General features: G+C 66.9%; 13 protein-coding genes and 1 tRNA gene. 3 read left to right on the top strand and 11 right to left on the bottom strand.

The window, feature by feature from the left end:
• Positions 1-798 (top strand): malate synthase A (locus VNN10_04375; GenBank protein ID HXH21243.1); only part of this gene is annotated, 798 nt, incomplete at its 5' end.
• 43 nt (positions 799-841) lie between these two features.
• Here VNN10_04375 and VNN10_04370 read toward each other — a convergent pair.
• The 11 genes from VNN10_04370 to VNN10_04320 all read right to left on the bottom strand — a co-directional run bounded on the left by VNN10_04370 (position 842) and on the right by VNN10_04320 (position 11,698).
• The gene (locus VNN10_04370) at positions 842-1,534 is read right to left on the bottom strand and encodes a hypothetical protein (GenBank protein HXH21242.1); all 693 of its coding nucleotides are present in this window, start codon (positions 1,532-1,534) and stop codon (positions 842-844) included.
• Positions 1,535-1,780: 246 nt separating this feature from the next.
• Positions 1,781-2,743 (bottom strand): DNA ligase, encoded by a 963-nt coding sequence (locus VNN10_04365; protein HXH21241.1) that lies wholly within the window; start codon positions 2,741-2,743, stop codon positions 1,781-1,783.
• 25 nt (positions 2,744-2,768) lie between these two features.
• Positions 2,769-3,284, bottom strand: a complete 516-nt coding sequence (locus tag VNN10_04360) for a biotin/lipoyl-containing protein (GenBank protein ID HXH21240.1) — start codon at positions 3,282-3,284, stop codon at positions 2,769-2,771.
• Entirely contained in the window at positions 3,281-4,819 is a 1,539-nt protein-coding gene (gene accC / locus VNN10_04355; protein ID HXH21239.1) for an acetyl-CoA carboxylase biotin carboxylase subunit, read from the bottom strand. The genes VNN10_04360 and accC overlap by 4 nt, the downstream gene beginning before the upstream one ends.
• A gap of 197 nt (positions 4,820-5,016) precedes the next feature.
• A complete protein-coding gene (thrS, locus tag VNN10_04350) occupies positions 5,017-6,789 on the bottom strand; it encodes a threonine--tRNA ligase (protein ID HXH21238.1) in 1,773 nt (590 codons plus the stop codon).
• A gap of 41 nt (positions 6,790-6,830) precedes the next feature.
• On the bottom strand, positions 6,831-7,082 hold the full coding sequence (locus VNN10_04345; GenBank protein HXH21237.1) for a hypothetical protein: 252 nt from the start codon (positions 7,080-7,082) through the stop codon (positions 6,831-6,833).
• Between the two features lie 287 nt (positions 7,083-7,369).
• Positions 7,370-7,446 (bottom strand) — tRNA-Val (locus VNN10_04340).
• 51 nt (positions 7,447-7,497) lie between these two features.
• The gene (locus VNN10_04335; GenBank protein ID HXH21236.1) at positions 7,498-7,863 is read right to left on the bottom strand and encodes a DUF983 domain-containing protein; all 366 of its coding nucleotides are present in this window, start codon (positions 7,861-7,863) and stop codon (positions 7,498-7,500) included.
• Positions 7,864-7,972: 109 nt separating this feature from the next.
• The gene (locus VNN10_04330) at positions 7,973-9,274 is read right to left on the bottom strand and encodes a thiolase family protein (GenBank protein HXH21235.1); all 1,302 of its coding nucleotides are present in this window, start codon (positions 9,272-9,274) and stop codon (positions 7,973-7,975) included.
• Between the two features lie 190 nt (positions 9,275-9,464).
• Complete coding sequence (locus VNN10_04325) at positions 9,465-10,904, bottom strand: alkaline phosphatase family protein (protein ID HXH21234.1); 1,440 nt, start codon at positions 10,902-10,904, stop codon at positions 9,465-9,467.
• Between the two features lie 62 nt (positions 10,905-10,966).
• Positions 10,967-11,698 (bottom strand): phosphatase PAP2 family protein, encoded by a 732-nt coding sequence (locus VNN10_04320; GenBank protein ID HXH21233.1) that lies wholly within the window; start codon positions 11,696-11,698, stop codon positions 10,967-10,969.
• A gap of 279 nt (positions 11,699-11,977) precedes the next feature.
• On the opposite strand from VNN10_04320, the gene VNN10_04315 reads away from it, so the two are divergent.
• Both VNN10_04315 and VNN10_04310 read left to right on the top strand, forming a co-directional pair.
• Positions 11,978-12,697: a FliA/WhiG family RNA polymerase sigma factor gene (locus tag VNN10_04315; GenBank protein HXH21232.1), complete on the top strand. Its 720-nt coding sequence runs from the start codon at positions 11,978-11,980 to the stop codon at positions 12,695-12,697.
• Between the two features lie 60 nt (positions 12,698-12,757).
• On the top strand, positions 12,758-14,224 hold the full coding sequence (locus VNN10_04310; GenBank protein ID HXH21231.1) for an HD-GYP domain-containing protein: 1,467 nt from the start codon (positions 12,758-12,760) through the stop codon (positions 14,222-14,224).
• The last annotated feature ends 280 nt before the right edge of the window (positions 14,225-14,504 follow it).

The following is a 14,504-nucleotide window of genomic DNA, read 5'->3' as shown; positions in this document are numbered from 1 at the left end:
GAGCACTCGGCCGGGCTGAACGCGGGGCGTTGGGACTACATCTTCAGCGTGATCAAGAAGTTCCGCTCGCGGTCGGACATGCTCACGCCGGACCGCGCCCGGGTCACGATGACAGTGCCGTTCATGCGCGCCTATACCGAGTTGCTGGTGAAGACCTGCCATCAACGTGGCGCCCACGCCATCGGCGGGATGGCCGCGTTCATCCCCAGCCGCCGCGACCCCGAGGTCAACGCCGCCGCCATCGCCCGCGTCCGTGAGGACAAGATACGGGAGGCCAATGACGGCTTCGACGGAACCTGGGTCGCACACCCCGACCTCGTGCCGATAGCCATGGAGGTCTTCGATTCCGTCCTCGGCGAGCGGCCGAACCAGATCGACCGCCAGCGTCCAGAGGTCAACGTGACTGCCGCCGACCTCCTCGGCATTGCCGGCGCCGGCGGTGTGATTACAGAGGCGGGGTTGCGCGCGAATGTCAGCGTCGCGGTCCAGTACCTCGATGCCTGGCTCTCGGGTACAGGGGCGGTGGCGATCAACAACCTCATGGAGGACGCGGCTACGGCCGAGATCGCCCGCTCGCAGGTCTGGCAATGGGCGCACCGAGGCGGACGCCTGGAAGACGGCCGCGAGATCACGCCCGCCCTCGTGCGCGAGATCGCATCGCAAGAGGTGGCCAGGCTGCGGGATGCCGGGAGGACGGCGGGCCACCTCGAAGAGGCTGCGGCCCTGTTCGAAAGAGTCGCCCTGAGCGACGACTTCGTCGAGTTCCTGACGTTGCCGGCCTACGAGATGATCGACTGACGGTCCCGGGGACATGGCGCCTCGGGACCGCCCGTCACGTCCCTCACCGTGACGCCGCGGCCTCGAGGTCCGACGGCGTCACCCGGTGGAAGTCGGTCAGCGCCGGCCACCCCTGGAACCGCAGAAAGTCGCGGGTCCGGCCGCCGCTGAGCACGACCTCGCTCTGCGTCATGTCGGCGATCCAGCCGATTGCCAGCGACGTCAACCGCGGCTGCCCTTGCTGCGCCCGGAAAAACAGGACGGCCTGCAGGCGGAACGGCACGGTCCCGAGGTTGCTGAGCACGACCGCAAAGTAGTCCTCGCACCTTCCCTTTTCGGGACAGCCGACGGTGAACACCCGCGTCGAGCCGTCACCGAAGGCGTCGCTCTTCGACCGCACGGCTGAGGCGGTCCAGTTGTTGAGGGCCGCTAGGACGCCCTCGCGCCCTTCGACTAAGCCTTCGCCCGGTACGTACGCGAGCGGAAAACCCTGTCGCTTTTCACCGGCGCGGGCGCCGTCGCAGAGTGGGTACGGGCCGCCGAGCCCCTCCGGCCTCGCCGATGGACATGTGAAGTCCTGCCCCGCGCCGGCCGCGACGATAGCGCTGAAGTCACCGGCCGCGGCCGCCCGGCCGACCTCCGCAGCCACCTCGCAGACGACCGCGGCTACCGGACAGCCCTCCCCGGACGGCGGCGCCGGGCCGTCGTCGCTGGAGCAGGCCAGGGCGAGAAAAACGAGGCCTGCCGCCACCAACACCAGCGCCCGGCCTGGCCAGCTCCCTGACCTCGCTCCCGGGGCAGGTGGTCCGCCCGGGGCCTGCTGCCTCCACCCTGTCCAAAGAATCCCATTGCCGTACGACATATCTCTCCCTCTCTCGCGGCTCAGCCCGAGCCATGTGATGGGGAAATGGTCGCGCCGGCGTCTATGCGCGCCCCCGCGCATGGGGGTGGGTTTTTCCGGCCGTCGAAGGACTACCCGGTCGGGCAGCCGGGTGGGTGAGAGCTAGGGCCTCCGTCCCGCCGAGTCCCGGGCGTCGCGCCAGATGTCCTTCGGAGTAAGGTCTGGCCGCATCGTCACGAAGACGGGGAACCGGAGGCGGCCGTCCGCTTCCCGGCGGGCGTACCGGACCTCGCAGACGAGCTCGGGACGCAGCCAGTAGACGAGGCGCATCAAAGGCGGCACGGCAAGGAAGGGCGATGTCTCCGTGGTCAGCGCGGACAAGGCGCGCTCCAGTAGTGAGCCGGGTATGCCGCCCTGGACCGTCGCCACGTGCCGCAGGCGTCCGGGCAGCGCGGGCTCTCCGAGCAGGAGTCCGGCGACCGGGTCTTCCTTCCCGATTCCGAGCACGTAACCGCCGATCACGAACCAGCCGGATTCATACAGCGGCACCTCGATCCAGTCTCTGCTTCGTTCGCCCGGCTTGTAAGTGGAGGCCTTCGCCTTGGCGACGACGCCGGGAAGGCGGCGCTCCGCCGCCGCCTCGAAGAGCGCGACGCCTTCGTCGTGCACGTAGTCGACCGCCACTGCCGGCCCCGGGCCGCTGAGTACGCCAGCCAGGGCCTCCTTGCGCTGCAAGAGCGGCCTGGCCATGAGGGGGAGCCCGCCGCTGTAGAGGAGGTCGTATGCCTGGTAGAGACAGAACGCGCTTCCGTCCTCCGGCGGCGCGCCCGCGAGCCTGGCGGACAGCAGGGCGAGGTCGGGCTCGCCGTCAGCGCCCAGAGGCACGATCTCGCCGTCGAGGACGGCGCCGTCGCGCCTGACCTGCCCCGCTATCGGGGCCAGCTCAGGGAACCAGGCCGTAATGTCTCGCCCCGACTGGGACAGGAGCGTGAGGCGCGCCTGCTCGATAAACGCCAGGGCGCGAATGCCGCCCCAGCGCACCTCGAAGATGTGCTGCTCGGAGTCGAAGGGCTCCTCGCCCCTCGCCGGGAGCATTGGCGCCAGGTCTCTGGGAAGTGAGGGCATGGCGGGGACCCTCGTCTTGTTGTGCTTAGCCGGTTGGCGCAGCGACCTCGAGGAGCACAGCCCCGGTCTCCACCCGCTGGCCGCGCTCCACCTTGATAGAGGATACGGTGCCGGCCACGCGGCTGCGTAGCTCATTCTGCATCTTCATCGCCTCTACCACCATGAGCACGGTGCCCGGTTCGACGCTTGCCCCTACGCTTACGCGGATATCAACTACGCTGCCGGTCTGGGGCGAGCGCAGGCTCCAGACGCCGTTCTCGAAGTGCGCGTCATCCTCATCCTCTGCCGCCGCCGCGACGCGTCCCTTGCGCGGGCGGGCCGTGCTCACCACGTAGGTCACGCCCCCGATGAGCACCTCGATGCGGCCGGGGGACTCCTTCGCCAGGACGTCGACAGTTCGGCCATCGATCATGAGGGCGAACCGCGGAGTCGAGCCCAGCCGCTTGAGCCCCAGCGAGCGCCAACCATCGCCGAGGTTGACGCGGAGTCCTTCGCCGTCAGATTCGACTTCGGCCTCGACCTCCCGGTCCCCGAGCTTCAAATAATGCTTCGCCAGAGGTGGCCTCCGGTGCTCTCGGACAGCGCGCTCATGCGCCCGGCCACGCGCCAGCCGCTGACGGCCTGCCGTTCGCCAGACGCGGCGCCGTTGGACCGCGCGCCGTTCTGGCGCCTTTCGTGGGCCAGCGCCGCCGCGACGAGGAGCGCCAGGTCCTCGCCCTCGCCCCGCGGCGGCGGCGCCATCGTGAACTTCTCGTCCAGGAAGCGCGTATAAATGGCCCCGGAACGGAAGTCGGGGTGGTCAATGAGCTGCAGATGGAAGGGGATGGTAGTCCTTGGCCCGAGGATCACGTATTCCTCGAGGGCCCGGCGCAGCCGCCGGACCGCCTCGTCACGGTCCGCCCCCCAGGCGATGATCTTCGACAGCATCGAGTCGTAGTACTCGGGGATTACGAGGCCCGTGAACAGAGAGCTGTCCACGCGGATACCCGGCCCGGACGGCTCGCTCACGAATTCGACGGTGCCAACCCCCGGCGTGAAATTCTGGAACGGGTCCTCGGCCGTGATCCGGCACTCGATGGCCCAGCCGCGCGGCTGGATGTCTTCCTGGCGCAAGCCCAGCGGTTCGCCCGCCGCGACCCGCAGTTGGATCTGCACGAGGTCAATCCCCGTGACCATCTCGGTCACCGGGTGCTCGACCTGGAGGCGGGCATTGACCTCGATGAAGTAGAAGTTGCCCTCACTGTCGACCAGGAACTCGACCGTGCCGGCGTTCTCGTACCCGGCGCGCTTCGCGATCGCGACCGCGGCCGCGCCCATCCGCGCACGCAGCTCCGGCGTGAGCGCCGTCGAGGGCGACTCCTCGATCAGCTTCTGGTTGCGGCGCTGGACCGAGCACTCGCGCTCGCCGAGGTGGACAGCGTTGCCGTGCCTGTCGGCGATCACCTGGATTTCGACGTGCCGCACGGGGTCCAGGTACTTCTCGACATACAGGGATGGGTCACCAAACGCGCTCTGCGCTTCCGCCGCGGCGACCCGGACCGCACCTTCCATGGAAGCTTCGTCCGGCACGAGCCGTATGCCGCGGCCCCCGCCGCCAGCCGCCGCCTTGATCAGCACCGGGTAGCCGATGCTGTCGGCGGCGCCTTTCGCCTCCTCCGGGGAGACCACACCCTCCGTCCCCGGCACCGTGGGCGCGCCGGCCGCCCGCGCGATGCGCCGCGCTTCCACCTTGTCGCCGAGCATCGCCATGGCTTCGGGCGTAGGGCCGACGAAGACGATGCCGGCGTCTGCGCAGGCCCGGGCGAACTCAGCGCGCTCAGACAGGAAACCGTAGCCAGGGTGGATCGCCTCAGCGCCGCAGGCCTTCGCCGTTTCGACGATCTTGGCGGCGTTCAAGTAGCTCTCGCCGACAGGCCCGGGGCCGATGCAGTAAGCCTCATCGGCCAGGCGCGCGTGGAGGGCGCCGCGGTCCGCCTCCGAGTAGACGGCGACGGAAGTGACGCCGAGTTCGCGGCAGGCGCGCACCACCCGGACGGCGATCTCGCCGCGGTTCGCGACGAGTAGCTTTTTGAACAACGCTACCTCCCCTGCCTGCGGCGCCGTCCTGCCGCCACTTTGTAGCACAGGGGTGGGCGGGCGGCAACGACAGGCGGCGGCCAAAGGATCTGGGGCCTTCCTGTCACTGCCGTGCCCCGTCCCTTCAAGGCCCTCGCGAGGACCGCCCTGACACCGCGCGGCTGCAACCTCGCCGCCGCGAGGGCGGCGAGGCCAGCTTAACCGCTGATCGCCTCCTCGGGGTTCATGCCGGTCACCACCTCATCCTTCAGGCGGTCGATTACCTGGAAGACCGGCATCGCGCCGAGGTCGTCGCCGGCGCGAGTGCGCACGGAGACCGCTCCGGCCGTGACATCCCGGTCGCCGGCGATGAGCATGTAGGGCACCTTCTGCAGCTGGGCGTCGCGGATCTTCGCCTGCATGCGCTCGTTGCGGGCGTCCACCTCCACGCGCAGGCCCTCGGCCCGCAGGTCGTCCGCCACTCGCTCGCAATAGTCGATGTGGCGGTCGGCGATCGGGATGAGCTTCGCCTGCACCGGCGCGAGCCACAGCGGAAAGGCGCCGCCGTAGTGCTCGATCAGGACTCCGAAGAAGCGCTCGATGGAGCCGAGCAGCGCCCGGTGCACCATGTAGGGCCGCTGCCGCGTGCCATCCTCACCGATGAACGAGATGTCGAAGCGCTCTGGCAGGTTGAAGTCGAACTGGATCGTGGAGCACTGCCAGGCGCGGCCGAGCGCATCCTTGATGTGCAGGTCGATCTTGGGCCCGTAGAAGGCGCCGCCCCCTTCGTCGATGTCGTACTGCAGGCCGGCGGCGCTCACTGCCCGGCGAAGCGCGTCCGTAGCCATGCGCCAGTCGTCCTCGCGGCCGACGGCCTTCTCGGGCTTCGTCGCCACCGCCACCTGGAACTCCTTGAAGCCGAAAGTACGCAGGACGAACAGGACGAAGTCGAGCGTGCGCGAGACCTCCGCCTCCACCTGGTCCGGCCGGCAGAAGATGTGCGCGTCGTCCTGCGTGAACCCGCGCACGCGCGCGAGGCCGTGCAGGACGCCGGAGCGCTCGTATCGGTACACGGTGCCGAGCTCTGCGAAGCGCAGCGGCAGCTCGCGATAGCTGCGGATACCGCTCTTGTAGATCTGGATGTGGAAGGGGCAGTTCATCGGTTTGATGTAGTAGTCCTGCTCGTCCACGTCCATCGGCGAGTACATGTTCTCGTTATAGAAGTCCAGGTGGCCGCTGGTCTCCCAGAGCGTCGAGCGCCCGATGTGCGGCGTGTACACGATGTCGTAGCCGGCGCGGTAGTGCTCCTGGCGCCAGAAGTCCTCGATGATCGTGCGCACGCGGCCGCCCTTCGGGTGCCAGTACACCAGTCCCGGACCGTACTCCTCGTGGAAGGAGAACAGGTCCAGTTCGCGCCCGAGGACGCGGTGGTCCCGGCGGCGGGCCTCTTCCAGGTTGTGCAGATACCGGTCCAGCTCTTCCTGGGTGGCGAAGCAGGCGCCGTAGATCCGCTGCAGCATCGGGCGCTTCTCGTCGCCGCGCCAGTAGGCGCCCGCGACGTTCAGCAGCTTGAATGCCCCGATTTTCCCCGTGCTCTCCACGTGCGGGCCTTCGCACAGGTCCTTGAAGTCGCCGTGCTGATAGAAGCTGATCTCCTGGTCGCCCAGGCCCTCGATGATCTCCTTCTTGTAGGGCTGGTCCGCCAGCTCGCGCAGGGCCTCGTCACGCGGCTCCGTCGAGCGCACGAAGGGCTTGTCGGCCTCGATGCTGGCCCGCATGCGCCGCTCGATCTCCACGAGGTCCTCCGGCGTCAGCGGGCGCGGCAGGTCGAAGTCGTAGTAGAAGCCGTTCTCGATCGGCGGGCCGATAGCGAGCTTGGCGCCAGGGAACATTTCCAGGACTGCCTCGGCCATCACGTGGGCGCAGGAGTGGCGCATGCGGTAGAGCCGCTCGTCCATACCACGCAGCTTTTCATCGACAGGCATGACCATGGTTCACCTCCGGTGAGGAAGCAGGAGCCGGGAAGGGGACGCTACGTTCGGTGCGATCCATCGCGCCGGCTGGTCGACGAGCGCATCCAGGCCGTGGCCCGCCTGAGGACCACCGCCTCCGCCCACCACCCCCAGGCGCAGAAGGCGGTGAAAGGCAACACCAGCGCCAGGACTAAGGGCTCCGACACTGCCAGCCTGTACACCAGGAACACCGATACGCCCGCGAACAGTAGTCCCGTCAGCCCATGTATGAACAGCGCTTCCCAGCCCATCCATCGCGTCACGAAGCCCATGCCGTCACCCCCGTCCCGAAATAACAGGCGCCCACCGTCTCAGGGACGGTGGGCGCCGTGGTTCCACCCTGCTTCTCCTTCCCGCGGCCGCGGGAAGGACTCGAAGCCGTTAACGCTGGCTGGCGTGGGAGCCTACTACGATGGCGAGCATCTGCTTCCGCCCGTCCGGTTCGGTCCCAGGCTCGGAGGTGGTCTTCGCGGCGCTTCCGGCGCGGGGCTTGCAGCCGATGACCCCGCTCTCTGTCGCCCTCACCAGCCGCTACTCGTCCTCGTCTTCGCCTTCGCTATGGTGGGCGGTACTGGACTCGAACCAGTGACCTCAGCGATGTCAACGCTGCGCTCTAACCAGCTGAGCTAACCGCCCCGATGTCGCCCTTTAGTATATCCCACGGCCAGGCCGTCCGATGGAGTCCAGCTACCGCGGCGCGACCGCCTGGTCGATGTGAAGCCAGAGCACTCGGGCCGCGCGATATTCGAACGGCGCCAGCACCAGCGTCAGCGCCAGGGCGATGCCGAGCGTCAGGGCGATGGAGGCATCGAAGAGCAGTACCAGCGCCAGGGCCACGGGGACGACGACCGCCACTCCGAAGGCGTAGCTCGCGTACATGGCGCCGATGAAGTAACCGGCCTCCGGCTCGTAATCGAGGCCGCACACGGGGCAGGCGCGGTACATCGAGAGCGCCTTCGTGCTCAGTAGCGGGTGAAAGATCGGCCCCCGCCCGCAGCGCGGGCAGCGCCCGGCCAGCATGGCGCCCAGTCGAACCTCGTGCTTGACCTTCATACCTGCAGTGTAAGCGCCGAGCGGCTATAGAGCCGGGACCGGGCCTCGGACCGAAACGAAAAGAGAGGGGGAGTGGCGCCACTCCCCCTCTCGGTTGAACCGATCCGGCTTAGTACAGCGCCTCGACGATGGTCGAAATGCCCATGCCAGCGCCGATGCACTGAGTCGCCAGGCCGTACCGCTTGCCGCTGCGGCGCAGCTCCTTCGAGACCGTGGTCACCAGGCGAGCGCCGGTCGCACCCATCGGGTGGCCGATGGCGAGCGAGCCGCCGTTGACGTTGACCTTCTCTTCCGGAATCTTGAGGTCCCGCAGCGTGGCGATAACCTGTGAGGCGAAGGCCTCGTTGAACTCGACGCGGTCGAGGTCATCAGCGGTGATGCCGGCGTGCTGCAGGGCCTTGTGCGTCGCCGGGATCGGGCCAATGCCCATGAGCTGCGGCTTCACACCCGCGACCCCCATGCCGACGATCCGTGCCAGAGGCTCGAGGCCCAGCTCGATGGCCTTCTCTTCTGCCATCAGGAGGGCGGCCGAGACGCCGTCGTTCGTCGGGCAGGAGTTGCCGGCCGTGATCACGAGCTCCTTGTTCCCGAAGCTCACGTAGCCCTGGACCGGCTTCAGGTTCTGCAGGGCCTCGAAGTTCGTGCCCGGCCGGTAGCCCTCATCGATGTCGAAGGTGATCATCTTGCCCTTCGAGTCCGGCACCCAGTTGCCCTCGTCGTCGTAGACCGGCTCCTCGACCTCGAGGGGGATGATCTCGTCCTTGTAGACGCCCTTCTGGTAAGCCTCGCCGTACTTCTTGTGGCTCCGAACCGCGAACTCATCCAGCTCCGCGCGGCTGATGTTATAGACCTCGGCCACGTTCTGGGCGGTCTGGAGCATCGACTGCAACGGCGGCGAGTCGAGGATGTAGTCGGGGAACGGTACGGAGAAGTACTTGCTGTGGTCAGGGGACATGTCCCGCTGCTCTTTGGTCAGCTCCAGCCGCTTGGGCTGGGTGACGCGGTTCAGGTTCGGGCGCGGTCCGCCGCCGCCACCAAGAGTCCGGCCCATGCGCTCGATGCCGAGAGCGATACCGCAGTCGAGAGCACCCACCGCGATGCCGGAGGCGAGGCGCTGCAGCGTCTCCATGCTGGAACCGCACTGGCGGTTCGTGTTGAAGGCCGAGACCTCCATCGGCAGGCCGGCCAGGCGCGCCACGTGGCCCAGGCCTATGAACTCGCCCGACTGAGCCACGTTACCGAGGCCAACATCCTCGATCATGCTCGGCTTGACCTTGGGGTTGCGCTCCAGCAGCGCCCGGATGATGGTCGCACCGACGTCGTCCAGCCTGGTGGCGACAAGCTTGCCCCTGCCGCCGCGGGCAAACGGAGAGCGAACGCCGTCTACGATCACTACGTTCCTCAGTCGCATGCACTGACCTCTTTCTCTCGATTGGGAATTAGCATCGACCGCCGTTAGGCGCCGCGGCCGGGCGCGGATGCGCAGTTACCCCTTGACCCGCCTCCTTCGTGGCCGCTAATGAAGGCCGCAAGGACTCCTCAGGTAGAGCATCAGGGTACGCCCGTCTAGACGGGTACGATACGACGATGCCCAAGCGTCGTCAATTCTCACCAGCGGCTACCGCCTCCCACAAGGGCCGAACGACCCCATCGATCCCATCCGGCGGTTCCCGGCCCATCAGGCGCAGCACCGTGGGGAAAACGTCCGTGGTCCGCATGTAACCGGGCGCGATGGGATGGCTCATGATCACCGGTACGTGCATCTGCGAGGGCACCAGCGCCCCGTGGCTGGACTTGTGCTCGGGTACTTCCCAGCGAGCCCGGAGGTCGTAGCCCTCCGCGGCGCTGACGAACATGTCGCCGGCGCGTTCAGCCCGGAAGAGCTGCTCCAGCTGGAGCGCGGCGTCCGGCCGCGGCCCCTCGAAGGTGAGGCGTAACACCTCTTCGGCATCCTTCCCCTCGAAGCAGCCGCTACCTAGCGGATCGCTGCCCTCGTACGCATAGGAACAGACACCCCCGCGCCAGGAGATGTGGCCTTCGCCACTCGCCGTCTTGATCACCACGACGCCGTCACTGCGCCGGCCCGCCACGAAGTCGACGCCGTCCACGGCCAGGAACGCCTCGGGGACCTGGCGCGCCTCGATCTCCTCCCAGGGCATCCGCGCGCTCCAACCATGGCCGTTCCGGAAGTAGACCTGCGTCATGCCGTTGCCCGAGATCATCTCGGCGCAGTGGGCATCCCGGCGCCAGAGGCGCGGATAGTACAGGGGGGCGTGGCCCAGGTCCTCCAGGACCCGGGGCACGTCCACGTGAGTGTGCGTCGGCGATTGGCCGTGGTCGCTGCCGATGACCCACAGGGTCTCTTCGTCCAGGCCCCTCGCCTTCAGGACCCGCCGCGCTTCCGCGACCGCCCGGTCGATCGTGCGGTAGGACTCCAGCACCTTAGGGGCGCGCGGGTGGCTGGCGTGCGAATGCCCGTCCACGCCGTTGAAGGCGCAGGCGATGAAGTCCGGCGCCTGTTTCGCGGCCGCCACCAGGGCCCGGGCCGCCACGCGGTCGGCCAGGTCCCAACGGTGCAGGTAGTGCCCGATGACGTAGACCACTGGCTTTACCCAGCGCGTCATGTCGGCGCCGGGCGGGCAGCCCTTGGTCAGGAGGTTGATGATGTTGCGGGAGTCGGCAAAGTAATCGAACCAGGTCGGCCTGTCGGGAAGGTCGCGGTCGAAGCTCCCACCTTCGATGCCGCTGTAGCTGGCGACGCCGGGTCGCGTCCAGCGTCCTCTCCGGCCGCCATAGCCCGCCCGCGAGAGCCAGCGATAGCCGGGGACGTTTGCCGTGCCCGGCAGCAGGCCCATCAGGTAGGGGATGTACGCTGGCCCCGTGGTCGAAGGAAAGCAGGTGACGGCCTTGCGCACGCCGCCGCCTTTTTCAGCCAGGGCGGCAAGCGCCGGCAACTCGCCCGCCCTGACCAGCTCGTCGAGGACGTCGAAGCGGGCGCCGTCGATCATCACGAAGATCAGGCGGCGATAAGGCGCGTCCATGGCTCCGTGATCTTAGGGCCGCCAGATTCAACAGTCACCGCGCCGGCAAGGACAGGCGAGGGTCAGGCCACGGGGCGTGCCCGGACGCGGGGCCAGCGCCGGTGGAGGGCCGCTGCCAGCGCGAACGCCGCCAGCGCCAGCAGCGCGCCCGCGATGCCGTCGACGAAGAAGTGGTTGCCGGTGACCACCGTTGCCACCAGCATCAACGGCGGCAGAGTCAGGGCAATCGTCCGCACCGGCCAGCGCCTGGTCGCGACGAAGAGCCCGAGCGCGATGAGCACGTCCCAACCGACGTGCAGGCTCGGGATGGCAGCGTAGGGATTCACCAGGCGCGACTGGTCGAAGGAGACCGGCACGGTCATGCTCAGCGTATCGATGAACCCCGGCGTCAGGCGCGGCGGGGCGACGGGGAAAAGGGCGTAGAGCAGCAGCGCCACCGCCCCGGAGAGCAGGAACGCGTTCCGCGTGATCGCGTACACGCGAGGGTGGCGTATGAACAGGTACAGGCCGATGGCGATGATCACGGGCCAGTGGCCGTAGAAGTAGATCAGGTTGAAAGCGTGCACCAGGGCCTCGTAGGAGAGGGCGGCGCTCTGGACCGAGAGCTCTCTGAAGAGGCCGAGGCTCCGCTCCAGACGAATGACGTCGTAACTATTCTCGAACGCCGTTTCGGCGTGGCTGACGGCATGGCCCCGCGCGAGGAAGTAGGGGACGTAGGCCAGGAGGATGAGCAGTGGCTCCCGTGCGTAGCGCGAGGACAGGGCCTGGCGTAGGTTGGCGCTACTGACCTGCACTTGACTCAGCCTTACTCCCGCTCACGCTATGGCCCGGGCGGCCAGCCTGTCAACGTGGCCGCCGGCTCCAGGAACGAGCAGGTGCGATGAATCTGTAATGCTGGAAACCCGAGACACGTTAAAAGATGTAGTCAGGGCTTCCCGACGGAAGGCCGGAAACCCCAGTACGACGCAGGGATGCGAGGCGGTCCTGCAAGGGACAACCGCCGGACCGAGAGGGTCATCGCATCCCTCTTGCTTGCCGGCGCGCCTCGCCCCCACGTCTCCGTGGAGGGACCGATGGACGGGTCACGCGAAGAGATGATCCTCCGGAACCTGCCGCTCGTAGCGTTCGTCGTCGGCAAGATGACGGACGAGAACGGCTCCAGCGTCATAGACCGCGACGATGCCATCGCCTATGGCATAGAGGGCCTGATCCAGGCCGTGGACGCGTACGACCCAACGCGCGGGACCACCTTCGCCAGCTTCGCCATCCGCCGCATCCGGGGCAGCGTGCTCGACGCCATCCGCAAGCTAGACGTCTTGCCGCGATCCCTCCGGAAGGGCGCCCGCGAACTGGAACGGGCGACGCTCGAGCTCGCGACAGACCTCGGACGCTGGCCCTCGCAACGAGAGCTCGCAACCCGGCTCGGGATGTCCCTCGAAGAGCTGCAGAGCCTGGCCGGCCACTCTTCATCCCGGGTCGTGTCGCTGGAAAGGGTGATGGAGGAGAAGAGCGCCGAGGGCGCCAGCCCCTGGGAGGCCAGCGATCCGGACGAGTTCGCGGACCCGGCAGCCGCCGCCGACCGCAAGGCAGCGATGATGCTCCTGAACGGCGCCGTCACCAACCTCTCTCACAGGGACCGCGCCATCGTCCAGCTCCGGTACGGCCGCGGTATGGCCTTTCATGAGATCGGCCAGCTCATGGGCCTGTCGGAGTCGCGCGTCTGCCAGCTCCACAAGCGGATCCTGGCGAGCCTTAGGCACAGACTCGCGAGGGAAATGGATCTAGCCGCCTGAGGCTAAATCATGCGCCCAACTGTGCCGATAAGTAGTTCAGTTTCACGTTCGAGGGCAGCCTTGAAAGTCGTCGAAGCTTCGAGCGAGGTCGCCGACTCCGCCGGCAAGAGCGCGCTTCCCGTGCGCATATTGCGGCGGCTCAAGGCTGACGCCGACCTCCGGAGGGCGTGGCTCTTCAGGGCGATGATGGCGGCGGAGATCGCTGCCGGGGTTGTGGCCTTCGCCCTCGTCGTCCCTGACTTCTCGGGGGACTGGCACCTCTTCCTCCTCTTGCTCAGCCTCAACCTGATCGCTGAGCGGTATCCAACGTCAATCTACGGTGACAGCGAGATCACAATAGGTTTTGTTTTCACCACGAGCATCATCTGCCTGTTCGGCGCTCCCGGAGTCGCCATCTCTGGAGCCCTCGAAGCGACGGCTCGACGCGTCGGTCGAAACCCGCTGATGAGCTCCGTATACGTTCGGAACGTTTTCAGGGCAGTTCTGACGTACGTCTGTGCGGCACTGGTTTACGAGTGGGTCAGCGTGGCTCCACCGCCCGCGGTCACGCTCGACGTAGTCTTCGGCGCCCTTGCCGCCACGGTAGTGGCTTTCGCAATCTCCGCTCTTCTCGTGACGCTGTCCGTTTCGTTGCGGAGCGGGCAACCAGTCGCCCAAGTCTGGGAGAACCACCGGTGGATAGCACCGCACTTCCTGGCCCTTGGAGTTGTGGGAATAGGACTAACCGCCGCCTACCTGGGTCTCGGCTTCTGGGGAATCGCTGCCTTCCTGGTTCCAGCCTTGATGCTGCAGGTGTCCACGAGACAGTACGTCGCAAGAACTGCTGAACACGTTGAACAACTCAAGAGGCAGAACAAGGCGCTCGAAGCTGCAAACATACAGATTCGAAGCGTTAGCGACGAACTCCGTGTCACCTACGACTCAACGCTGGTAGCCCTGGTGAATGCTCTGGAGGCGCGAGATCAGGAGACAAAGGGCCACTCCGTCCGTGTTGCGCGGTACATGGTTACTATCGCCGAGTCGCTTGGTGTTAAGCCTGGGACACAGGAATGGACCGATATGCACCACGGGGCTCTCCTGCACGACGTGGGCAAGATTGGCGTCGTGGACTCGATCCTTCGAAAGCCCGGAAAGTTGACTCCTGAGGAGTGGCATTTCATGCGCCAGCACCCCGAGATTGGATTCAAAATCCTCCGCGAGGTGCCATTCCTTCGGGGCGCGGCCGAAATCGTCCTGGCCCACCACGAACGATGGGACGGCCAGGGTTATCCGCGCGGCTTGCGCGAAGAGGAGATCCCCCTCGGGGCGCGCATCTTCGCGGTCGTAGACACCTTCGACACCATGACATCGGATCGGGTGTACCGTAAGGCGCTCTCGCCCCCGGAATCGCTGGAGGAAATCCTTCGATGCAGCGGCACCCAGTTCGACCCGCTGGTTGTCGAGGCCTTTCTCGAAATCTACACCGCCTGGGTCGAGGAGTGGGAGGAGCTTCACGGCCGCCGCGCCGCTGTTCGATCAGCGGCCTGAGCCTAAAGAAATAGGGCCCCGATTAGGGCCCTACTCCAGGTCGGTCGGGTTAAACCGACTACTCGTCAGACCAGCCTCTTACCATTAGACGCCTCCTTGCGATACAGCCCGACCTACCTCACCGGCAATCCCTACCGGTGCGCAAGCCAGCATAACACCTGCTTGCGCGGATATCTCACCTCCGAAGAAGATTCCTGTCAAGTGCCGAATGAGTGCTTCCAAAGTGATGTGCGTCACGCTAAGTTTCGTGCATCACGGTTCATCGCTTATAGTCCTTCGG

The organism is Dehalococcoidia bacterium (assembly GCA_035574915.1).
Taxonomy (GTDB): Bacteria; Chloroflexota; Dehalococcoidia; order DSTF01; family WHTK01; genus DATLYJ01.
Note: the sequence above shows the minus strand (reverse complement) of the source record. Positions and strands in the feature narration are given on the sequence as shown.